Source organism: Pseudomonas sp. TWP3-2, from assembly GCF_049897765.1.
Classification (GTDB): Bacteria; Pseudomonadota; Gammaproteobacteria; order Pseudomonadales; family Pseudomonadaceae; genus Aquipseudomonas.
Genome location: NZ_JAFCWW010000010.1, coordinates 43,312 through 65,323, shown reverse-complemented (window position 1 = coordinate 65,323; position 22,012 = coordinate 43,312). Strand labels below are relative to the sequence as shown.

Here is a 22,012-nt window from a genome sequence, read left to right as displayed (position 1 = left end):
ACGAGGGTGGGAGCGTGATAGAACAGGAAATTTCCCAAGAAGTTCGATGGTTATGCTGTTGCTGTTTGTAACACCTGCGGATTGGCGTGGAAAAACACATGCTCGCGCACCGGGCCAACCGCGACTTCGCCGACTTCCTCGTAGCCCTGGCGTTTGTAGAACTCCAGGTAACGCGGATTGCCGGTGTCGAGCACCACGCCTTGGGAGGATTCGTCGACCGCGCACCAGTTGTGCACCGCTTGCAACAATTGCTCACCGAAGTGCTTGCCCTGAAATTGCGGATGCACGCCGAGCAGCGGCAGCATGTGCACCGAATCAGTCGGCACGCAGGCCTCAACTGCGGCGTGATATTCCAGATAGCGCCGGGTGCAGCGGAAACCGGTGCTGAGCACCATGCGCAGGCGCCAGGCCCAACTCTCGGTGACGCCCAGACGGCGTTGCGGCGGCGCGATCAGGGCTATGCCGATCAGGCGGTCGTTGACCAGCAGGCCGATGGCCGGCAGATCCTGCAGAAAGTGTTGTTTGACCAATTCGCGTACGGTCGCGCGCACGCGTTGCTCGTAACCGGGACGCTCGGCCTCGAACAGATAGGCGAAGGTCGGCTCGTGCCGGTAAGCCTGGTAGAGCAAGGAACGGGCTTCTCGCGAGTAACCACGGTCGAGCATGTGGATATCGGCGATGGCGGTCGAAGTTTCGGGCATGACGATGATTCTCCCCGGCGCGGCTCAAATGACTGCGCTCTTGTTGGTACGAACCTTTTGGCTACGGTGCAGTTCCCCACAGGTATAGCCCAAGCATGGATCTTCATCGACCAGTCGGGCCTCATCGCTGGCAAGCCAGCTCCCACAGGGATTTTCGGCGAGCACAAAATTTATGTACACCATCAAACACTGTGGGAGCTGGCTTGCCAGCGATAGGGCCTGAGCAGTCAGCATATCCATTCCAGACTGGCCGACGCCGGTCATGTCAGCTAGCATCGCCCTTTTGCCAGGACTGCCGACCATGAAGATTGTCTCCTTCAACATCAACGGACTGCGCGCCCGCCCGCATCAGTTGGCGGCGCTGATCGACAAGCATCAGCCGGATGTCATCGGTCTGCAGGAAACCAAAGTCCACGACGATCAGTTCCCGCTGGAAGAAGTCAGGGCGCTGGGCTACCACGTTTATTACCACGGTCAAAAGGGTCACTACGGCGTCGCGATGCTCTCGCGCAAAGAGCCGATTGCCCTGCACAAAGGTTTCGCCAGCGATGAAGAAGACGCTCAGCGCCGCTTCATCTGGGGCACCTTCGCCGACGCCAACGGCGTGCCGGTAACGATCATGAACGGCTATTTCCCACAGGGCGAAAGCCGCGACCACCCGACCAAATTCCCGGCCAAGCAGCGCTTCTACAGCGATTTGCAAACGCTGCTGGAAAGCCAGTTCAGCAACGAACAACCGGTGGTGGTGATGGGCGATGTGAACATTTCGCCGGAAGACTGCGACATCGGCATCGGCCCGGACAACATGAAGCGCTGGCTGAAAACCGGCAAATGCAGCTTCCTGCCGGAAGAACGCGAGTGGATGGCGCGCCTGAAGAATTGGGGTCTGACCGACAGCTACCGCCATCTGAACCCGGATGTGACGGACACCTTCAGCTGGTTCGATTACCGCAGCCGTGGCTTTGAAGACGAGCCGAAACGCGGGTTGCGCATTGATGTGATTCTGGCTTCGCACGGGTTGTTGCCGCGGGTGAAGGCTGCCGGTGTCGACTATGAACTGCGCGCGATGGAGAAGCCGTCGGATCATGCGCCGATCTGGCTTGAGTTGAGCTGAAACAAGGCCCCGAAAGGGGCCTTTGTCATTTTATGGTCATGCACCTGACTTAATCTCCCCGGCAATCCCCTTGTCTTCAATCGGTGCCGGCATGACCCTGCGCGTTTTGTGCGTTTTTCTGATGAGTGCGTGGCTGTCGGTGACGGCCGCCACCCTGCCCATTCCCGAGAACGGCGCGGTTTTGCGCATCCAGGGCTCGAACACCATCGGCGCGGCGCTCGGCCCCGCGCTGGTCGAGGGCCTTCTGCAAGAACAGGGCTTGCTGAAAATCCACCGCGAAACCCCGGATTCCGCCAACGAACAGCGCATCGTCGGGCAGACCGCCCAAGGTAAACGCGTGGTGGTCGAACTCGCCGCGCATGGTTCAAGTACTGGTTTCAGCGCACTCAAATCCGCTACCGCCGACCTCGCGGCGTCCTCACGCCCGATCAAGGACAGCGAACTGCTGAGCCTGCAAGCCCTCGGCAATCTGAAAAGCCCCAGCGCCGAACAAGTGATCGCCATCGATGGCCTGGCGATCATCCTGCACCCCGCCAATCCATTGCAGCAATTGAACACCGAGCAACTGGCGCGGATCTTCAGTGGCGAAGCGAAGACGTGGGAAGAAGTCGGCGGCAAGGGTGGGACGATTCATTTATATGCGCGGGATGATCAATCCGGCACCTACGACACGTTCAAGGAACTGGTCCTCAGTCGTCGTGGGAAAACGCTGAACAGCGCAGCGAAAAGGTTTGAATCCAGCGAGCAATTGTCCGATGCGGTGAGCGCTGATCCGCAGGGCATCGGCTTTATCGGCCTGCCTTATGTGCGCCAGGCCAAAGCCGTGGCGATTGTCGACGGGCAATCTCAGGCGATGTTGCCGCTGAACAGCCTGATCGCCACCGAAGATTATCCGCTGTCGCGACGTTTGTTTTTCTACCTGCCGCCGGACAGCAAAAACCCTTGGGCCAAGGCGTTGGTGGAATGTGCGCAAAGCCCGCAAGGCCAAGTGATTGTCGCGAACAACGGCTTTATCGCGCAGACCGTGCAAGCCATCGCCGTCACGCCGAATGCGCTGATGCCCGAGGGTTATCAATCACTCAGCCGTCACGCCCAACGTCTGACAGTCAATTTCCGTTTTGAAGAAGGCAGCGCCAGCCTCGACAACAAGGCACGCCAGGATCTGGCGCGAGTGTTCGACTATATACAGCGCCATGACAAGACCGACCGCGCGGTGACGCTGGTGGGATTTGGTGATGCCAAGGATGACCCGGCGCGCGCAGATTTGCTGTCGAAGTTGCGCGCGATGGCGGTGCGCCGCGAGTTGGTCAAGGACGGCGTGGTGCTGCGCGAAGTACGCGGGTTTGGCGCGCTGATGCCGGTGGCGGCGAATAGCGCTGATGAGGGGCGGATCAAGAATCGGCGGGTTGAGGTTTGGGTTTATTGAATCTGGTGTTGATGGGTTGCCTGTACTGACGCCATCGCTGGCAAGCCAGCTCCCACAGGGATCTCCAGTGAACGCATTGTTGCGAGCACCCGTGAAACCTGTGGGAGCGGGCTTGCCCGCGATAGAAGCACCGCGGTCTTAATGACCGCTACGCAGCATTTCTTTCGGCACATATTTGCCGATCTCGAACTTGCCGATCGCCGCGCGGTGCACTTCGTCCGGGCCGTCGGCCAGGCGCAGGGTGCGTTGCATGGCGTACATATAGGCCAGCGGGAAATCGTTCGAAACCCCTGCCCCACCATGCATCTGAATTGCCCGGTCGATCACGCGCAACGCCACGTTCGGCGCGACAACCTTGATCTGCGCGATTTCGCTTTTCGCTACTTTGTTGCCGACGGTGTCCATCATGTACGCGGCCTTCAATGTCAGCAGACGCGCCATGTCGATCTCCATCCGCGAGTCAGCGATCTTGTCGACGTTGCCGCCCAGACGCGCCAGCGGTTTGCCGAATGCCGTGCGGCTCACCGAACGTTTGCACATCAATTCCAGTGCGCGTTCGGCCATGCCGACCGAGCGCATGCAGTGGTGAATCCGGCCTGGGCCGAGGCGACCTTGAGCGATTTCGAAGCCGCGTCCTTCACCGAGCAGGACGTTTTCGTACGGCACGCGCACATTGTCGAACAGCACTTCGGCGTGGCCGTGCGGTGCGTCGTCGTAACCGAAGACTGGCAGCGGGCGCACAATTTTCACGCCGGGTGTGTCGACTGGGACCAGAATCATTGAGTGCTGAGCATGGCGTGGCGCGTCGGGATCGCTGAGGCCCATGAAGATCATGATTTTGCAGCGCGGATCGCAGGCGCCGGAGGTCCACCACTTCTTGCCGTTGATCACCCACGAATCGCCATCACGCACGGCGCGGGCGGCCATATTGGTGGCATCGGAGGAGGCAACATCCGGTTCGGTCATGGCGAATGCCGAGCGGATCTCGCCGCGCAGCAGCGGTTCGAGCCAACGCTGTTTCTGTTCTTCGTTGGCGTAACGCACCAGCACTTCCATGTTGCCGGTGTCCGGCGCCGAGCAGTTGAACGGCTCAGGCCCGAGCAGGGAGCGGCCCATGATTTCCGCCAGCGGCGCGTATTCGAGGTTGGTCAGGCCGGCACCCAGTTCCGATTCCGGCAGGAACAGATTCCACAGGCCTTCGGCTTTGGCCTTGACTTTGAGTTCTTCCATGATCGCCGTCGGCTGCCAGCGGTCACCTTCAGCAACCTGGCGCTCGAACACGGCTTCGGCCGGATAAACGTAAGTGTCCATGAACGCGGTTACGCGCTCACGCAGTTCCTGAACCTTGGGCGAATACGCGAAATCCATGAGCAGCTACCTTCTTCTGGAGAGGTTGTTTAGGTCATGCAATCGATGCTAGAACAGCGTTGATAATTTACCTAGCCTATTCTCGGCGTGTATTAACATTCATCACCGATATATGTTTCACTGATGTCAGCCGCCCTGGCCATCCCCCATAACAAGAGAAACGCGTCATGAATCTGAGCAAGGTCGACCTCAACCTCTTCATCGTCTTTGACGCGATCTATACCGAAGCCAACCTGACCCGCGCCGGGCAGATTGTCGGTATCACTCAGCCGGCGGTGTCGAACGCCTTGGCGCGGTTACGCGAAACCTTCAACGATCCACTGTTCGTGCGCACTGCTCAGGGCATGGTGCCGACGCCGATGGCGCAGAACATCATCGGCCCGGTGCGCAACGCGCTATCGTTGCTGCGGGTGTCAGTGCAGGAAAGCCGGATTTTCAACCCGTCGCAAGCGGCCAAGACTTATCGCATCAGCATGACTGACTTGACGGAGGCTGTGATTCTGCCGCCGCTGTTCCAGCGTCTGCGGCGTCTGGCGCCGACGGTGATCATCGAAAGCTTTCTGTCGAAACGCCGGGAAACCACCAAGGAGCTGGCGGCCGGGCGTCTCGACTTTGCCGTGGACGCGCCACTCAATACCGACCCGCAGGTGCGCCACGTCAAGCTGATGGAAGACCGTTACGTCTGCGCCATGCGCAAGGGCCATCCGCTGGCGGGCAAGGAAAAATTCACGCTCGATGATTATCTGTCGCTGACGCATATCCACATTTCCAGCCGCCGCAGTGGCCTCGGTCATGTTGATCTGGCGCTGGGCAAAATGGGCATTCAGCGCAAGATCGCGCTGCGCTCGCAGCATTATTTGATGGCTTCGCAGGTGTTGCAGCAGACCGACATGGTCATGACCGTGCCGGAACGTTTCGCCCGTCGCCATGAACTGCATGCGTTCAATCTGCCGGTGAATGATGTGCCGCCAGTGGAAACGCATTTGTACTGGCACGAAAGCACCGATCAGGACCCGGCCAACCGCTGGATGCGCGAACAGATGATCGAGTTGTGCCAACAAGTGACAGCGCACGAGAAGAAGCTCGACAAGCTGCAGGCGCCCGCGACTTGACGTAAACGTAAAGCAGCCATTAGCTTAGCGCCAAGACCTTTCTTCGAGCGCTTTCATGAGCAGTCAGACCTACAGCATTTCCGACCTCGCCCGCGAGCTGGACATCACCACCCGGGCGATCCGCTTTTATGAAGAGCAAGGCCTGCTCAGCCCTGAGCGTCGCGGCCAGGAACGCATTTATTCGCCGCGCGACAAGGTCAGCCTGAAACTGATTCTGCGCGGCAAGCGCATCGGTTTTTCCTTGGCTGAATGCCGCGAACTGATCGAGCTGTACGACCCTAGCAGCGGTAACACCAAACAGTTGAACAGCATGCTGGCGAAAATCACCGAGCGCCGCGAACAGCTGGAGCAGCAGTTGCTCGACATCGAACAGATGAAGCTCGAACTCGATACCGCTGAAGAGCGCTGCGTGCAGGCGTTGGAACAGACGCTGAAAAGCCAGCAAGTGGCGCAGTAGCCGCCATCCACACCATCCTGTGGGAGCGGGCTTGCCCGCGATGAGGCCAGATGATTCAGCATTGATGGTGACTGACCCGACGCCATCGCGGGCAAGCCCGCTCCCACAGTGTCTTCCTCGAATTCAAAAGTGAGCAGGTCAATCCCATGTCCCTCCCCTCCCAAGTACGTCTGATCGAAGTCGGCCCGCGCGATGGCCTGCAAAACGAAGCCCAGCCGATCAGCGTGGCTGACAAGGTGCAATTGGTCGACGCATTGAGCGCCGCCGGTCTTGGCTATATAGAAGTCGGCAGTTTCGTCTCGCCGAAGTGGGTGCCGCAGATGGCCGGGTCGGCCGAGGTGTTCGCGCAGATCCAGCGCAAGCCCGGCGTGGTCTATGGCGCACTGGCGCCGAACCTGCGCGGTTTCGAAGATGCACTGGCCGCCGGGGTCAAGGAAGTGGCGGTATTCGCAGCCGCGTCCGAAGCGTTCTCGCAGCGCAACATCAATTGTTCGATCAGCGAGAGCCTGGCGCGTTTCGCACCGATCATGGAGTCCGCTAAACAGCACGGCGTTACCGTGCGCGGTTACGTTTCCTGTGTACTGGGTTGCCCGTACGAAGGCACGGTCGCGCCGGAACAGGTGGCGCTGGTCGCGCGCGAGCTGTACGCGATGGGCTGCTACGAAGTGTCGCTCGGTGACACTATCGGCACCGGCACCGCAGGCGCGACCCGCCGTTTGTTCGAAGTGGTCTCGGCGCAGGTGCCACGCGAGAAACTCGCCGGACATTTCCATGACACCTACGGTCAGGCCATGGCCAACATCTACGCCAGCCTGCTTGAGGGTATTTCGGTGTTCGACAGCTCGATTGCCGGCCTCGGCGGCTGCCCGTACGCCAAAGGCGCCAGCGGTAACGTCGCCACCGAAGATGTGGTTTACCTGCTTAACGGCTTGGGGATCGAAACCGGCATCGACCTCGACGCGTTGATTGCCGCTGGCCAGCAAATAAGTGCGGTGCTCGGTCGCCCAAGCGGATCGCGCGTGGCCAAGGCCCGTAGCACACAGTGAGGACAGGAGTGTTACCGCTTCGCTCGAAACGTGGGCGCAAGCGAGTAACACGGAAACAAATTGTCTGCGTTTTACTGAAGGGCAAATCCTGCAAAATTTTCAAAGCCTTGATTTTAAAGGCTTTTACAAAGTTGGCACGGCTCCTGCTATCTCTATGGCATAACAAGAATAAAAAGCCGCAAACCAATAAAAACAAAACGAAACGACTCTGACATAACAAGAACAACACGACAGAGACGCAGCTAACAGATTTTTTTGGAGAAGGTAAGCTTTTCAGGGTATTCCTCGGAATCACTCGCAACCGGGCAGAGAACAATAAAACTACCCTCAGGTAGCTCCCGAATCGGTTGGATCGTTAAACGAGAAAGCAGATCAGCGCTCAAAAAAATACGTTTGCTCTTGACCCCGCATGGGGGTCGCCAAAAACAGCTGTAAAGGGCCACGGTTGCCAAAAACAACAACAGACCGCCCCTCAATAATAAAAAAGAGCACGCAACGACAAATTAAAGGGGAGCTTCGGCTCCCCTTTGTGCTTTCGGAATATCACATTAACAATCCTGAATTTTACGTAAGCCTCCTCCGCCGCGCTCCAGCAATACTTCTCTTGCATATCCGTAGGACTGCCCCCCCCCCTTTACAACACCGCAGCTTAGTACTTATAGCCAATCAACCTAAAAAACTGTCATTTCTTACAGGCGCGCTTTTTTTCCTGTCGGTCCAATATCGCGTTGAACCCAGAACAGCATCTGGTTCTTTCAAGGAGATCGGCAGATGAGCACTTATACCGCAAAGACAAAAGGTACAGGATACGTAGGAGTGGTAAAAATTCTCGAAATACGGGAAGGGGATCTGATGCACCTTCAACTGTCGGGCGAAACTTGGCAGTTAACCAGCGAAGCGGCTGAAGTAGGCGGGTACCTCGTCAATGGAGTTGCAATGTCGCCGGAGGAATTTGAAAAAGTTAAAAATAATTATTTGCCTCCCCCACTGGAACTGCCCTAAGTTGAAATTCAGCCTTGGCCTGATCGTCGAGTTGAATAGCCTCCTGAAGCCTCCCGTCTCGATATGACCCAAACCGCAATGAAAAAACTGCGGGCCTAATCAAAAGTTTTAAAAGCATGGCTTTCCGGGAAAGTCATGCTTGCACCGCAGGCTTTTTCATCAGCCACTAGCGCTGCCCAACTCCTCGATACTGATCTCGCGCATCCTGAATTTCTGAATCTTGCCGGTCACGGTCATCGGGAACTCCTCGACGAACTTGAAATGACGCGGCGTCTTGAAATGCGCAATGCGTTCCTTGCACCACGTCTGCAACTCCAGTTCGTTAGCGCTGTGGCCGGGATGAAATTTGATCCAGGCAACGATTTCCTCACCGTAACGCGCACACGGAATGCCGATCACTTGCACATCCGCCACTGCCGGGTGGGTGAAGAAAAACTCCTCCAGCTCACGCGGATAAACGTTCTCGCCGCCGCGAATGATCATGTCCTTGTTGCGCCCAGCAATATTCACGTAGCCATCATCATTCATGCTCGCCAGATCGCCAGTGTGCATCCAGCCCGCTTCGTCGATGGCTTCAGCGGTGCCCTGCGGATTGTTCCAGTAACCGAGCATCACGCTGTAACCACGCGTGCACAGCTCGCCAATGGTGCCACGCGGCACCAGATTGCCAGCCTCGTCGATGATCTTGCTTTCCAGTTGCGGCTGAGTGCGGCCGACGGTGGTCACGCGCAATTCCAATTCATCTGACGGACCAGTCTGTAACGACACCGGGCTGGTTTCAGTCATGCCGTAAGCGATCTGCACTTCGCTCATGTGCATCTCGTTGATCACGCGGCGCATCACTTCAATCGGGCAGGTTGCGCCGGCCATGATGCCGGTGCGCAACGTTGATAGGTCGAATTCGCCACGCTGCGGCTGATCGAGCATGGCGATGAACATCGTTGGCACGCCGTACAGCGCAGTAGCTTTTTCTTCGGCGACAGTACTAAGCGTCAGCAGCGGATCAAACGCGTCGTTGGGATAAATCATCGTGCTGCCGTGGGTGATGCAGCCGAGATTGCCCATGACCATCCCGAAGCAGTGATACAGCGGCACCGGAATCACCAAGCGATCAGCAGCCGTCAGACCGAGACTCTCGCCGACCATGTAACCGTTGTTGAGGATGTTGTAGTGGCTGAGGGTCGCGCCCTTGGGGAAACCGGTGGTGCCGGAGGTGTATTGAATGTTGACGGGTTGATCGAAGTGCAGGCTGTCGCTGCGTTCGCGTAGTTGTTGCGGGGAGACGCTGGCCGCCAGATCCGTCAGTTGCGACCACGGCAGGAAACCCGAGGGCGGCTGCGGATCAAGGCTGACTACACCGCGCAAATTCGGCAGGCGCTCGCTGCGCAATTGGCCGATGGATTGTTCCGCCAGTTCCGGCAGCAGGCCCTGCAACATGCCGTGGTAGTCGGAGGTCTTGAACGATCCCGCGCACACCAGCCATTGGCAGCCGGATTGCTTGAGCACGTATTCCAGTTCGGAGCTGCGATAGGCCGGATTGATGTTGACCAGGATCACGCCGATTTTTGCGCTGGCGAACTGGCTGATGCACCACTGCGCGCAGTTTGGCGCCCAAATGCCGAGGCGGTCGCCGGTCTGCAAACCCAACGCCAGCAATGCTCGGGCATGCACATCCACCGCGTCGGCCAGTTGTTGCCAGGTGTAACGCAGCTGCTGATGGCGCACCACCAGCGCTTCGCCATCCGGGTATTGCGCGACGGTGTCGTCGAACTTCTGGCCGATGGTCATCGCCAGCAAGGCTTTGTCCTGGGAGCCGCGAGAGTAGCTGCGCTGCGGGTTTGCACTGGGTTGATCCATGACGACCCCTATTGTGTTTATTTATGGGTTGCCGACGCTTACTGGAGGAACACTTGTGGCGAGGGGATTTATCCCCGTTGGGCTGCGAAGCGGCCCCAAATCCTGCTGACTGGGACTGTCTGACACACCTCGGTGCATGATTCAGGTCTGCTTCGCAGCCCAACGGGGATAAATCCCCTCGCCACACGAGCTTACTCCTCCAGGTTTGGTCCGCTTTCTATCTTGAACTGGCCCTACTCTCGCCTAAGTTGACGTTAACGTAAAGGGTGATTGACAGCCATCCGCAGCAAGCTTACGTTAACGTAAAGGTGAGAGCCGAACCGCAGCCCTCCCCACCCTACAAAAAAGCCAAAAGGTGACCCATGAGCTACCCATCCCTGAACTTCGCCCTCGGTGAAACCATCGACATGTTGCGCGATCAGGTGCAGTCCTTCGTTGCCAAGGAGATCGCCCCACGCGCGGCGCAGATCGATATCGACAACCTGTTTCCGGCTGATCTGTGGCGCAAGTTCGGTGACATGGGCCTGCTCGGCATTACCGTGCCGGAAGAGTACGGCGGCGCGGGTCTGGGTTACCTGGCGCACGTCGTAGCGATGGAAGAAATCAGCCGTGGCTCGGCATCGGTGGCGTTGTCTTACGGCGCGCATTCCAACCTGTGCGTCAACCAGATCAACCGCAACGGCAACCACGAACAGAAAAGCAAATACCTGCCGAAACTGATCAGCGGCGAACACGTCGGCGCACTGGCGATGAGCGAGCCGAACGCCGGTTCCGACGTGGTTTCGATGAAACTGCGCGCGGAGAAACGCGGCAACCACTACGTCCTCAACGGCAGCAAAACCTGGATCACCAACGGCCCCGACGCCAACACCTACGTGATCTACGCCAAGACCGACCTGGAAAAAGGCCCGCACGGCATCACTGCATTTATCGTCGAGCGCGACTCGAAGGGTTTCAGTCGCAGCAACAAGTTCGACAAGCTCGGCATGCGCGGCTCGAACACCTGCGAGCTGTTTTTCGATGACGTCGAAGTGCCGGAAGAAAACATTCTCGGCGTACTCAACGGCGGCGTGAAAGTGCTGATGAGCGGCCTCGACTACGAACGCGTGGTGCTGTCCGGCGGACCGACCGGGATCATGCAGGCGTGCATGGACCTGATCGTGCCGTACATCCACGACCGTAAACAGTTCGGCCAAAGCATCGGTGAATTCCAGCTGATCCAGGGCAAAGTCGCCGACATGTACACCCAACTCAATGCCAGCCGCGCCTACCTTTACGCCGTCGCGCAGGCCTGCGAGCGCAATGAAACCACGCGTAAAGACGCGGCCGGCGTGATCCTCTACAGCGCCGAATGCGCCACGCGCATGGCGCTGGACGCGATCCAGATTCTCGGCGGCAACGGCTACATCAACGAATTCCCGGCCGGTCGTCTGCTGCGTGACGCCAAGCTGTACGAAATCGGCGCTGGCACCAGTGAGATCCGGCGCATGTTGATCGGTCGCGAACTGTTTAACGAGACGAAATAAATTTCGTTAGCGGCAAGCCGCAAGCTTCAAGCCGCAAGAGCAATCAGCTTTTGCTTCACTTGTAGCTCGTAGCTTGAAACTTGAAGCTGCTACGGAGTAGCCCATGATCTTGCATACCCAGCTCAACCCGCGTTCAGCGGAGTTCGCCGCCAACAGCGCGGCGATGCTCGAACAGGTCGACGCGCTGCACACCCTGCTCGCCCAAGTGGCACAGGGCGGCGGCGCCAAAGCCCAGGAACGGCATACCTCGCGCGGCAAATTACTGCCGCGTGAACGGATCAATCGCTTGCTCGATCCCGGCTCACCGTTTCTGGAGATCAGCCAATTGGCCGCACACGCGGTGTACGGCGAAGACGTTCCGGCCGCTGGCGTGATCGCCGGAATCGGTCGCGTTGAAGGCGTCGAATGCATGATCGTCGCCAACGACGCCACGGTGAAGGGTGGCTCGTACTATCCGCTGACCGTGAAAAAACACCTGCGCGCGCAGACCATTGCCCAGCAAAACCGCCTGCCGTGCATCTATCTGGTCGACTCCGGCGGCGCCAACTTGCCGCGTCAGGACGAAGTATTCCCGGATCGCGAACACTTCGGGCGGATCTTCTTCAACCAGGCCAACATGAGCGCGATGGGAATTCCGCAGATCGCCGTGGTCATGGGCTCGTGCACCGCTGGCGGCGCCTATGTGCCGGCGATGGCTGACGAAGCGATCATGGTGCGCAATCAGGCGACGATTTTCCTCGCCGGCCCGCCACTGGTGAAAGCCGCAACCGGCGAAGTGGTCAGCGCCGAAGACCTTGGCGGTGCCGATGTGCACTGCAAGATTTCCGGGGTCGCCGACCATTACGCCGAGAGCGACGAACACGCGCTGGCCATTGCTCGACGCAGCGTTGCCAACCTGAATTGGCGCAAGCTCGGCGAACTGCAACAACGCGCGCCGATTGCCCCGCTCTACGCCAGCGACGAGTTATATGGCGTGGTCTCGGCCGACGCCAAGCAGCCGTTCGACGTGCGCGAAGTGATTGCGCGACTGGTCGACGGCTCGGTGTTCGATGAATTCAAAGCACTGTTCGGCACCACGTTGGTGTGCGGTTTCGCTCATCTGCACGGCTACCCGATCGCCATCCTCGCGAACAACGGCATCCTCTTCGCCGAGGCCGCGCAGAAAGGCGCGCACTTCATCGAACTGGCCTGCCAGCGCGGGATTCCGCTGCTGTTCCTGCAAAATATCACTGGGTTCATGGTCGGCCAGAAATACGAGGCCGGCGGCATCGCCAAACACGGCGCAAAACTGGTCACCGCTGTGGCCTGCGCCAAAGTACCGAAGTTCACCGTGATCATCGGCGGCAGCTTCGGTGCGGGTAATTACGGCATGTGCGGCCGCGCTTACGATCCGCGTTTCCTGTGGATGTGGCCGAACGCACGGATCGGCGTGATGGGCGCCGAACAGGCGGCTGGCGTGCTGGTGCAGGTCAAGCGCGAACAGGCCGAACGCAGCGGTCAGGCGTTCAGCACCGAGCAGGAAGCCGAGATCAAGCAACCGATTCTCGACCAGTACGAAGAACAGGGTCACCCCTACTATTCCAGCGCACGGCTGTGGGACGACGGCGTCATCGACCCGGCGCAAACCCGTGATGTACTGGCCCTGGCCTTGTCCGCGTCGTTGAACGCGCCTATCGAACCGAGCCGCTTCGGCGTGTTCCGGATGTGATCGGGAGAACCTTATGAGCGATTTCAACACCCTCGAACTGCAAACCGATCCACGCGGTTTCGCGACCTTGTGGCTCAACCGCGCAGAAAAGAACAACGCGTTCAATGCCGAAATGATCCGCGAATTGATTCTGGCCATCGACAAAGTAGCCGGCGACAGCAGTCTGCGCTTTCTGCTGCTGCGCGGACGTGGCAAGCACTTCAGCGCCGGCGCCGATCTGGCGTGGATGCAACAATCGGCCGAACTCGATTACCACACCAACCTCGACGACGCCCGCGAACTCGCGGAGCTGATGTACAACCTCGCCAAACTGAAAATCCCCACCGTTGCTGTAGTGCAGGGCGCGGCGTTTGGCGGAGCGCTGGGTTTGATCAGTTGCTGCGACATGGCAATTGGCGCCGATGACGCGCAGTTCTGCCTGTCGGAAGTGCGCATAGGTCTGGCGCCAGCGGTGATCAGTCCGTTCGTGGTGCAAGCCATCGGCGAACGCGCGGCCCGGCGTTATGCGCTCACTGCCGAGCGCTTCGGTGGCCAGCGTGCACGGGAAATCGGTTTGTTGTCCGAGAGTTTTCCCGCCGCTGAGTTTGAGCAAAAAGTCGAACAGTGGATCGACAACTTGCTGCTCAACAGCCCGGCCGCGATGCGCGTCAGCAAGGACTTGCTGCGTGAAGTCGGCAACGGCGCACTGACCCCGGCCCTGCGCCGCTACACCGAAAACGCCATCGCCCGGATCCGCGTCAGCCCCGAAGGTCAGGAAGGCCTGCGCGCGTTTCTGCAAAAACGTCCGCCGAGCTGGCAAGCCGCAACCACCCCCAAGGAGCCGCGTTGATGAGCGCACCTGTTCTCACCACCCTGCTGGTGGCCAACCGTGGCGAAATCGCTTGCCGCGTCATGCGTACCGCCAAGGCCTTGGGCCTGACCACCGTCGCCGTGCACAGCGCCACCGACCGCGATGCGCGGCACAGCCGTGAAGCGGACATCCGCGTCGATCTGGGCGGCAGCAAAGCGGCTGACAGTTATCTGCAAATCGGCAAGTTGATCGCAGCGGCCAAGGCCAGCGGCGCGCAGGCGATTCATCCGGGTTACGGTTTTTTGTCGGAGAACGCCGGGTTCGCTCGTGCGATTGAAGCGGCTGGCCTGATCTTCCTCGGCCCGCCCGCCTCGGCCATCGACGCGATGGGCAGCAAGTCCGCCGCCAAGGCGTTGATGGAAACCGCCGGCGTGCCGCTGGTGCCGGGTTATCACGGCAAAGCACAGGATGTGGAAACCTTCCGCGAAGCCTGCGAACGCATCGGCTATCCGGTGCTGCTCAAGGCTACGGCGGGTGGTGGCGGCAAGGGCATGAAAGTCGTCGAGGACGTCAGCCAACTCGCTGAAGCGCTGGCCTCGGCGCAGCGTGAAGCGCAATCGTCGTTCGGCGACTCGCGGATGCTGGTGGAGAAATACCTGCTCAAGCCGCGTCATGTGGAAATTCAGATTTTTGCCGATCAGCACGGCAACTGCCTGTATCTGAACGAACGTGATTGCTCGATTCAGCGTCGCCACCAGAAAGTCGTCGAAGAAGCGCCGGCACCGGGCCTCAGCCCTGAGTTGCGCCGGGCAATGGGCGAGGCGGCGGTGCGTTCGGCGCAGGCGATTGGTTACGTTGGCGCCGGCACGGTCGAGTTTTTGCTCGACGCGCGCGGCGAGTTTTTCTTCATGGAAATGAACACCCGGCTGCAGGTCGAGCATCCGGTGACCGAGGCGATTACCGGGCTGGATCTGGTGGCCTGGCAGATCCGCGTCGCGCGTGGCGAAGCGTTGCCGATCACCCAGGAGCAAGTGCCGCTGAACGGGCATGCGATTGAAGTGCGCTTGTATGCGGAAGATCCGGCGAATGACTTTTTGCCGGCCACCGGACGTCTGGATTTGTATCGAGAGTCGTCTGAAGGCCCGGGGCGGCGCGTAGATAGCGGGGTTGAAGAAGGCGATGAGATTTCACCGTTCTACGACCCGATGCTCGGCAAGCTGATTGCCTGGGGTGAGGATCGCGAGCAGGCGCGTTTGCGGCTGTTGAGCATGCTCGATGAATTTGCGATTGGCGGGTTGAAGACCAACATCAACTTTCTGCGGCGGATCATTGCGCATCCGGCGTTTGCGGCGGCGGAGCTGGATACCGGGTTTATTCCGCGTTATCAGGAGCAGTTACTGCCGGCGCCAAGTGCGCTGAGTGATGAGTTCTGGCAAGTGGCGGGACAGGCGTTTATGCAAAGTCTGCCGCATGTAGGTCGGGGAGATGATCCGGCTTCACCTTGGGCGTTCAATAGCGGTTTACGCACTGGGCTGCCTCGGGAGATCGCACTGCATCTGAGTTGCGAAGGTCAGGATCGGGCGTTGACGCTCGGTGCTGGCACCGACGCAAAACTGCTCGGTGAGCACTTGCGGATTGAGCACGCTGGTGTGCGTCGTCAGCTGCGAGCGATCCGTCAGGGCAACGCGGTGTATTTGCAGTGGGACGGCGAACTACGGCGCATCGAAAGCTACGATCCGATCAGCGCCGTCGAAGCCAGCCACAGCCATCAGGGCGGACTGACCGCGCCGATGAACGGCAGCATCGTGCGCGTGTTGGTGGAGGCCGGCCAAGCGGTCGAGGCTGGCGCACAACTGGTGGTGCTCGAAGCGATGAAGATGGAACACAGCATCCGCGCGCCGCATGCCGGAGTGATCAAAGCGCTGTATTGCCAGGAAGGCGAAATGGTCAGCGAAGGCAGCGCGCTGGTCGAACTGGAAGAAGCGTAAAAGGGAGATCGATCCTACGCCTGGCGAGGATCGATCTGACTAGAATCTGGCCGTTGCCTCCACCACAACACCGATGATTCGGCACTCGTCGGTGAACAATGCCTTCGGCCAGGTCGGATTGAGCGGTACCAGATAACGCTGGCCGCCCTCTTCCACCAGCTTGCGAAAGATCGCTTCGTCGCTGTCCGGCCATTGGGCGATTACCAGTTTGCCGGGCACGGCTTCAGCCGCAGGATCGACCAGAATCAGCATCCCTTCAGCGATACTCTGACCGCTGGGCGCGGTCATCGAATTTCCGCTCACCATCAGCCAGAACGCTGCGCCGCCGGGGGCGTGATAACCCGTCAGCTCGAAACGCCGCTTGTCCTTCGCGCCTGAATACGCCGGCTCGCTTTCACGCACCTCGCTCGGCACGCTCCAGTCGCTGACCGGGTAGCGAAAGTATGGGTTGTACTTTTGCGCGAGAGGCATTTCATCGTCCGCGTCCACCTGCGGCTCGCGGATCACCACCGCCACTTCGAGAAAGTCCATTCCCAAGGCTTTGAGCACCTTATTCATTTCAGTGACGCCCGGCTCGCGACGCTTGTTCAGCCAGTGGCCAATGCCACCCTGAGACATGCCGACGCGCTCGCCGAGCACGACTTGAGTGACTTTGAGTTCACTCATTTTGGCTTTGACCAACTCAATCCATTTATCCATGTGCCGCACCTTACTGCGCTGCCTTCGGCCAACAAAACACATACTGTAGTATTTAAATTCTGGTCACAACTACGATAGGTATTATGCTTGGGCCACGGATTTGAATCGACCAAGGAGTGACCTTTCACCATGAATATCACCAGTAAAGACTTGCCCGATCTGCAAATGGACACCACGTTCACCTCGCCACAAGGCAACGCCGCCGCGCAGCGAGCGATGGACTATTACTTGAAACCAGCTGTGTCAGAACCTGACGTTGACGAGCGCTTCTTCGGCGTCAACCGCAACCTGAGTGGCGAAGAATCCTTGGTGCACGCATCGGATCTGTTGCGCTGTGCAGCGGCAACCGCGTTCAAGGCAGCTGACGGCCTGCAGGGCGTGAGTCGAGACCTGGCTTTTTCGGTGGTGCACATGGTGGACATGGCACGGGCGATGGTCGACCACTCGATTGATGGCGCTGGTCGCTGAGGGGAAAGCTGCGGACGTGCAGGAAAGAGTTTTCCAATCGCGCAGATAAAAATGTTTGACTTGCAAATGATAATGATTATTATTGCAGGCAGCTGGTCGCGAGATCAGTCGATGGACCAGAGACCTTAGGTCGGTCTTCTGGACTATCTCCTCATCAGGCTAATCACGGTTTTTGACCCGGCTTTTTGCCGGGTCTTTTTTTGCCAGTTTTTCTGGCTTGTGTCTTCAGGCTAATGAAGTCTTTGGGTGCTGCAAATTCGATGGCGCGGATAATAGCAAAAGAATATCGCTTGGCAAGGGACACCCGGCTGCATTGGACCAAAGTAATGCCAAATAGCACTTGAGAATCAATCGCATAGACACTAAGCTGCCTCCGCGTCATGGAGGACGCCCCCCGCCCTACCCTCTAAATCCCCTCGGTTTCAACCCTGTCTTGCGTGTAAAGTGGCTGCCATAAAATCATATTCAGGAAGCGACTATGACCGTGGCCAAATCTTCGTTCGACATCAGCGCCAACTTCGACAGCGGCAACATTCAAGTGCTGGATATCAGCAATCCGCTGCAAGCCCTGCTGGCGATCAAGCCAGACACCCGCAGTCAGCATTTCCAGTGGTTTCACTTCAAGGCCAGTGGCCTGCATGTCGGCCAGGAACATTGGTTTCGCCTGAACAACGCCAGCCAGTCCTCATACAACAAAGCGTGGGATGGTTACCAGGCCGTTGCCTCCTACGATCACGTCAACTGGTTCCGCGTCCCGACCATTTTTGAAGGCGATTGCCTGCGCTTCAGCCTCGAAGCCACGGCCACTCACGCCTGGTTCGCCTATTTCGAACCTTACAGCCGTGGTCGCCATGACTGGTTGATCGAGCAAGCAGTAAGCAAGGCCGGCACTGAGCTGCTGGCCACCGGCAAAAGCGTCGAAGGTCGCGACATTCAGCTGCTGCGCAAAGGCACTGGCGCCGAAGGCCAGCGCAAAATCTGGATCATCGCCCAACAGCATCCCGGCGAGCACATGGCCGAATGGTTCATGGAAGGCGTGATCGAGCGTCTGGAGCGGCACGACGATCCAGTGCTGAACAAACTGCTGGCCAGCGCCGACCTGTATCTGGTGCCGAACATGAACCCGGACGGTGCCTTCCACGGTCACCTGCGCACCAACGCCATGGGCCAGGATTTGAACCGCGCATGGCAGAACGCTTCGCAGGAAATCAGCCCGGAAGTACTTTTCGTACAGCAGCAGATGGAAAAGTACGGCGTGGATCTGTTCATCGACGTACACGGTGACGAAGAAATCCCCCACGTGTTCACCGCCGGTTGCGAAGGCAATCCCGGTTTCACGCCGCGGATCGAGAAGCTCGAAGAGCACTTCCGCAGCCACCTCAAGCGCACCACCAAAGACTTCCAGACCAAATATGGCTACACCCGCGACGAACCGGGGCAAGCCAACATGACGCTGGCGTGCAACAGCGTCGGTCAGAAGTTCGACTGCCTGGCACTGACGTTGGAAATGCCATTCAAGGATCACGACGATCATCCGAATGTCGAAACCGGCTGGTCGGGCAAACGCTCGAAACAACTGGGCAAGGACGTGCTGACCACGGTTGCCGACATGGTCGACAGCCTGCGCTGACACCCTATGCGCGCCGCACAAAAAATCGCAGCCAGTCTGCGATTTTTTGTGCGTGCTCCGCAGCAATCAGTCGCGCGGCTTGCCGTGCAGCATGCTGTCGAGCACTTCATCGCGGCGCACCCAGCCATGGAACAGCGCCGCTGCCAGATGCAGCAACACCGTCAGAAACAGCAAATACGCCAGATAACCGTGAGCCTTGCGCAACAACGCAAACACCTGCGCATCGGCCGGCAGAATCGACGGCAATTGCAACGAACTGCCGAGCATCACCGGATCCCCCGCCGCACTGATCATCGCCCAGCCCAGCAGGGGCAAGATCAGCATCAACGCGTACAGCAACACATGCGAAGCCTTGGCCGCCATCACTTGCCAGCCCGGCAAGTCATCGGGCAGTGGCGGCTGACGGGTGGACAAACGCACCAGCAGACGCACGATCACCAAGGCGAGTATCGCAATGCCCAGCGGCTTGTGCAGGTTGATCAGCCATTCATGCCGCGCCGAGACCGAGGCCACCATGCCCGCGCCAATAAACAGCATGGCGATGATCATCAGCGCCATCAGCCAGTGCAGAAGCCGCGCGAAAAGAGCGAAATGAGTTGGGCGCGGGCTCATGGGCGAGCCTCCTGTTTGGTGGCGGGCAATTGACTGACTTCGCTGGTGCGACGCAGGTAGGAATCGGCGTAACCAGCTGACCGTGCGGCGAGCAACGGGTCGGCGGAACCTTCGATACCGGCCGGCAAAACCAGCGGATCGTAATTGATGTCGCGGCACTCACCACTGAGTTGTGGCTGAGTCTTTTCCAGCACCAGCGTACCGGCATTCAGCACTTTGCGACCTTGCGGCCAGGCCTTGCTTGCGTCATTCACCGGATCGTCGGCGTTGGCCAAGGTGATGTTCAACTGGAAGCGCAGCGGCCCGGAGGCCAAGCGTTGCACCAGATCTTTTTCCAGAAAGTCTGCGCCCTCCGGGGCAGTCGCGCCCGCCGCATCTTGTGCCAGTGGCGTCATGCTCCAGCGCACCGCTTGTTTCTTGCCGCTGGCATCGACCAGATAGAACGCGTTGACGCTGTTGTAGGTTTCCGTGGCATAGCTGGCCGATGGCTTGGCAGTCTTTATCCAGGTCAGGAACGGTACGGCTTCCGGATGACTGCCGAAAAACGCCGGGACCTTGGCCGGATCGGGTTTACCCGTGGCCGGATCCGGTGACTGCGCCTGCTGCAATTGATAGAACGCCTCAGGCGTACCCACCGGAAACACCGGCATGCTGTTCATCCCGGTGCGCCACTGCTGGCCGTTGGCTTGAGTGAAGCGCAATGCCAGACTGCGGATCGGCACGCTGCTGTCCGGCGCGTAGGGGCTACCGGCCGGCAGTGCGAAACGTCCGACCACAGGCGTGCGCGACTCACTGAATACTTGCGCTACGGAAAACGAGCGCGCCTCGCCGCTGTTCTCGAAATGCCCGATCACGCAGACACCTTTGGCGTGATTGCGGCGAAATCCCGCGTGCACGCCGCTGTTCTTTTCCAGCACATCGACCAACGCCTTGGGCGTCAGACGTTGTGGGTCAAAGGTGCCATGCACGTAGGCAAACGCCCCGGCCACCGCCGCGACAACCACGGCAATGCCGCCAAGGCGCAGCACCAGGCTCGCGGCACTCAGTGGCGGGCGTTGCGGCCCACCAGAAGGTGAGTTGCGATCAACCATGAACGACTCCAGGGCCAGCGGCCTCAAGTAGGAAGAATCAACAAGACGCACGCCATGCGGATTTATTCCACGGCCCGGTTTTTATTTTTCCGAACGTGGAATAACCTCGAACGCCGGGCGTCTTCCTAGTCCACAGCGTAGTGACTAGCAGAACTTCATGAGCGAAATCGACGAACAACTGCGAGAAATCATTCCCGGCATGCGCCGCTTTGCCCTGTCGTTGACGCGCAACAGCAGCAGCGCCGACGATCTGGTGCAGGCCAGCCTGGAACGTGCCCTGTCGAGTTGGGCCGGCAAACGCGCGGACGGTGATTTGCGCGCGTGGCTGTTTTCGATCCTCTATCGGCAGTTCCTCGATGCCCATCGACGTTCACGGCGTTATGCGCGGATGCTCGAATTTCTCACCGGCCGCGACGATGCCGAGCCCTCGGCGGAACGCACGGTGATCGCCCAATCGACTCTGCAAGCTTTCGACCGCTTACCCACCGAGCAGCGCGCCCTGCTGCTGATGGTTTCAGTCGAAGGTTTGACCTATAAAGAGGTTGCCGAGATTCTCGACGTCCCCACCGGCACCGTGATGTCGCGTCTGTCCCGCGCGCGCCAGGCTTTGCGTCAGCTCAGCGACGGCGAAATCAGCAGCCCTCCCTTGCGGATACTCAAATGATCAGCCTGCCGCCCAACAAGCGTGATCTGCACGCCTACGTCGACCACCAACTCAGCGCTGCCGACCGGCTTGTGCTGGAAACCTGGCTGGCCAGCCACCCTGAGCAAGCCGCGCAAGTGCGTGCCTGGCAACTGGATGCCCAGCACCTGCGTGCCGCACTCGGCGGTGCATTGCAGCAGCCGGCCAATCCGGAACTCGATCCGGCGCTGATCCGCCAGCGCCTCCAACGGCAGTCGCGCAAGGCCTGGGCCAGCGCCGCTGTGTTGCTGATTGCGGTCAGCGTCGGTGGATTCGGTGGCTGGCAAGCGCGGGACATGACCGTGGTGCATTCCCCGGCGCCGATGACCGATGCCTTGCAGGCTTACCGCCTGATTGCTCAGCAGGGCATTCTGCCGGCGGACTATAAGGTCGATGGCGACGGCGACATGCAGCGTTGGCTCGACCGTTATTTCACTCAGGCCAATCGCCTGCCGGATCTGAGAGCCGCCGGGTTTTCTCCGGTCAGCGGACGCTTGCTGAGTACCGATGAAGGCCCGGCGGCGATGGTCATGTATGAGGATCACGGCGGACACAAAATCAGCTTTTACGTGCGCCCACCGGGTCCGAAGAATACTTTTCTGCCGCGCGGCAGTCGCAGTGACGGCGAATTGCGCGCGGACTATTGGTCGGGTAGCGGTTACAACTATGCGATGGTCAGCCCGACCGATACACCGGCGGCGCAGGTGCTCAAGCAATCGCTGCAATTCTGAGAAA

At 59.2% G+C, this 22,012-nt stretch carries 22 protein-coding genes; 14 read left to right on the top strand and 8 right to left on the bottom strand.

The features are described 5' to 3' along the window. Positions 1 to 50: 50 nt before the first annotated feature. Together ACP7EE_RS16590 and ACP7EE_RS16585 are read right to left on the bottom strand one after the other, a co-directional pair. Positions 51 to 701, bottom strand: coding sequence for a GNAT family N-acetyltransferase (locus tag ACP7EE_RS16590; RefSeq protein WP_420649013.1), 651 nt, complete (start codon positions 699 to 701; stop codon positions 51 to 53). Positions 702 to 725: 24 nt separating this feature from the next. Then, a complete protein-coding gene (locus ACP7EE_RS16585; protein WP_426235318.1) occupies positions 726 to 1,004 on the bottom strand; it encodes a hypothetical protein in 279 nt (92 codons plus the stop codon). Here ACP7EE_RS16585 and xthA point away from each other — a divergent pair. Beyond that, on the top strand, positions 1,003 to 1,815 hold the full coding sequence (gene xthA / locus ACP7EE_RS16580) for an exodeoxyribonuclease III (protein ID WP_426235316.1): 813 nt from the start codon (positions 1,003 to 1,005) through the stop codon (positions 1,813 to 1,815). The genes ACP7EE_RS16585 and xthA overlap by 2 nt on opposite strands. A gap of 91 nt (positions 1,816 to 1,906) precedes the next feature. Beyond that, positions 1,907 to 3,241 (top strand): substrate-binding domain-containing protein, encoded by a 1,335-nt coding sequence (locus ACP7EE_RS16575; RefSeq protein WP_426235314.1) that lies wholly within the window; start codon positions 1,907 to 1,909, stop codon positions 3,239 to 3,241. A gap of 138 nt (positions 3,242 to 3,379) precedes the next feature. Here ACP7EE_RS16575 and ACP7EE_RS16570 read toward each other — a convergent pair whose 3' ends face one another. Next, a complete protein-coding gene (locus tag ACP7EE_RS16570; RefSeq protein ID WP_426235312.1) occupies positions 3,380 to 4,609 on the bottom strand; it encodes an acyl-CoA dehydrogenase in 1,230 nt (409 codons plus the stop codon). Positions 4,610 to 4,776: 167 nt separating this feature from the next. On the opposite strand from ACP7EE_RS16570, the gene ACP7EE_RS16565 reads away from it, so the two are divergent. From ACP7EE_RS16565 to ACP7EE_RS16550, 4 genes are all read left to right on the top strand, one after another. Then, positions 4,777 to 5,721 (top strand): LysR family transcriptional regulator, encoded by a 945-nt coding sequence (locus tag ACP7EE_RS16565; RefSeq protein WP_420649018.1) that lies wholly within the window; start codon positions 4,777 to 4,779, stop codon positions 5,719 to 5,721. 55 nt (positions 5,722 to 5,776) lie between these two features. Beyond that, positions 5,777 to 6,178 carry a MerR family transcriptional regulator gene (locus tag ACP7EE_RS16560; protein ID WP_420649019.1) on the top strand — a complete coding sequence of 134 codons (402 nt, stop codon included), beginning with the start codon at positions 5,777 to 5,779 and terminating at the stop codon, positions 6,176 to 6,178. A 146-nt stretch (positions 6,179 to 6,324) separates the two neighbouring features. Continuing rightward, positions 6,325 to 7,224: a hydroxymethylglutaryl-CoA lyase gene (locus ACP7EE_RS16555; protein WP_426205431.1), complete on the top strand. Its 900-nt coding sequence runs from the start codon at positions 6,325 to 6,327 to the stop codon at positions 7,222 to 7,224. A gap of 771 nt (positions 7,225 to 7,995) precedes the next feature. Then, positions 7,996 to 8,226, top strand: coding sequence for a hypothetical protein (locus ACP7EE_RS16550; RefSeq protein ID WP_426235309.1), 231 nt, complete (start codon positions 7,996 to 7,998; stop codon positions 8,224 to 8,226). Between the two features lie 159 nt (positions 8,227 to 8,385). On the opposite strand, the gene ACP7EE_RS16545 is transcribed toward ACP7EE_RS16550, so the two are convergent. Beyond that, positions 8,386 to 10,083, bottom strand: coding sequence for an AMP-binding protein (locus tag ACP7EE_RS16545; protein WP_426235307.1), 1,698 nt, complete (start codon positions 10,081 to 10,083; stop codon positions 8,386 to 8,388). A 362-nt stretch (positions 10,084 to 10,445) separates the two neighbouring features. Here ACP7EE_RS16545 and ACP7EE_RS16540 point away from each other — a divergent pair, with 362 nt between their 5' ends. The 4 genes from ACP7EE_RS16540 to ACP7EE_RS16525 all read left to right on the top strand — a co-directional run bounded on the left by ACP7EE_RS16540 (position 10,446) and on the right by ACP7EE_RS16525 (position 16,095). Beyond that, positions 10,446 to 11,609, top strand: a complete 1,164-nt coding sequence (locus ACP7EE_RS16540; RefSeq protein ID WP_426235305.1) for an isovaleryl-CoA dehydrogenase — start codon at positions 10,446 to 10,448, stop codon at positions 11,607 to 11,609. A gap of 103 nt (positions 11,610 to 11,712) precedes the next feature. Then, positions 11,713 to 13,317, top strand: coding sequence for a carboxyl transferase domain-containing protein (locus tag ACP7EE_RS16535; RefSeq protein ID WP_426235303.1), 1,605 nt, complete (start codon positions 11,713 to 11,715; stop codon positions 13,315 to 13,317). Between the two features lie 13 nt (positions 13,318 to 13,330). Then, complete coding sequence (locus ACP7EE_RS16530) at positions 13,331 to 14,146, top strand: gamma-carboxygeranoyl-CoA hydratase (protein ID WP_426235301.1); 816 nt, start codon at positions 13,331 to 13,333, stop codon at positions 14,144 to 14,146. Continuing rightward, positions 14,146 to 16,095 carry an acetyl/propionyl/methylcrotonyl-CoA carboxylase subunit alpha gene (locus ACP7EE_RS16525; RefSeq protein WP_426235299.1) on the top strand — a complete coding sequence of 650 codons (1,950 nt, stop codon included), beginning with the start codon at positions 14,146 to 14,148 and terminating at the stop codon, positions 16,093 to 16,095. The genes ACP7EE_RS16530 and ACP7EE_RS16525 overlap by 1 nt, the downstream gene beginning before the upstream one ends. 39 nt (positions 16,096 to 16,134) lie before the next feature. Here ACP7EE_RS16525 and ACP7EE_RS16520 read toward each other — a convergent pair whose 3' ends face one another. Continuing rightward, positions 16,135 to 16,794, bottom strand: a complete 660-nt coding sequence (locus ACP7EE_RS16520; protein WP_426235297.1) for a S24 family peptidase — start codon at positions 16,792 to 16,794, stop codon at positions 16,135 to 16,137. Between the two features lie 129 nt (positions 16,795 to 16,923). Between ACP7EE_RS16520 and ACP7EE_RS16515 the strand changes: the two genes are divergently transcribed. Beyond that, positions 16,924 to 17,262 carry a DUF6124 family protein gene (locus ACP7EE_RS16515; RefSeq protein ID WP_420650109.1) on the top strand — a complete coding sequence of 113 codons (339 nt, stop codon included), beginning with the start codon at positions 16,924 to 16,926 and terminating at the stop codon, positions 17,260 to 17,262. 163 nt (positions 17,263 to 17,425) lie between these two features. Here the strand turns inward: ACP7EE_RS16515 and ACP7EE_RS16510 are convergent, their stop codons facing one another. Beyond that, complete coding sequence (locus tag ACP7EE_RS16510; RefSeq protein ID WP_426235295.1) at positions 17,426 to 17,644, bottom strand: hypothetical protein; 219 nt, start codon at positions 17,642 to 17,644, stop codon at positions 17,426 to 17,428. Positions 17,645 to 17,740: 96 nt separating this feature from the next. On the opposite strand from ACP7EE_RS16510, the gene ACP7EE_RS16505 reads away from it, so the two are divergent. Then, complete coding sequence (locus tag ACP7EE_RS16505; RefSeq protein ID WP_426235293.1) at positions 17,741 to 18,892, top strand: M14 family metallopeptidase; 1,152 nt, start codon at positions 17,741 to 17,743, stop codon at positions 18,890 to 18,892. A gap of 66 nt (positions 18,893 to 18,958) precedes the next feature. On the opposite strand, the gene ACP7EE_RS16500 is transcribed toward ACP7EE_RS16505, so the two are convergent. Further along, the gene (locus tag ACP7EE_RS16500) at positions 18,959 to 19,504 is read right to left on the bottom strand and encodes a cytochrome b (protein ID WP_426235291.1); all 546 of its coding nucleotides are present in this window, start codon (positions 19,502 to 19,504) and stop codon (positions 18,959 to 18,961) included. Next, positions 19,501 to 20,595 carry a catalase family peroxidase gene (locus ACP7EE_RS16495; protein WP_426235289.1) on the bottom strand — a complete coding sequence of 365 codons (1,095 nt, stop codon included), beginning with the start codon at positions 20,593 to 20,595 and terminating at the stop codon, positions 19,501 to 19,503. Before ACP7EE_RS16495 ends, ACP7EE_RS16500 begins: the two co-directional genes overlap by 4 nt. 157 nt (positions 20,596 to 20,752) lie before the next feature. Between ACP7EE_RS16495 and ACP7EE_RS16490 the strand changes: the two genes are divergently transcribed. Beyond that, a complete protein-coding gene (locus ACP7EE_RS16490) occupies positions 20,753 to 21,259 on the top strand; it encodes a sigma-70 family RNA polymerase sigma factor (RefSeq protein ID WP_426235287.1) in 507 nt (168 codons plus the stop codon). Continuing rightward, on the top strand, positions 21,256 to 22,008 hold the full coding sequence (locus ACP7EE_RS16485; RefSeq protein ID WP_426235285.1) for an anti-sigma factor family protein: 753 nt from the start codon (positions 21,256 to 21,258) through the stop codon (positions 22,006 to 22,008). Before ACP7EE_RS16490 ends, ACP7EE_RS16485 begins: the two co-directional genes overlap by 4 nt. The last annotated feature ends 4 nt before the right edge of the window (positions 22,009 to 22,012 follow it).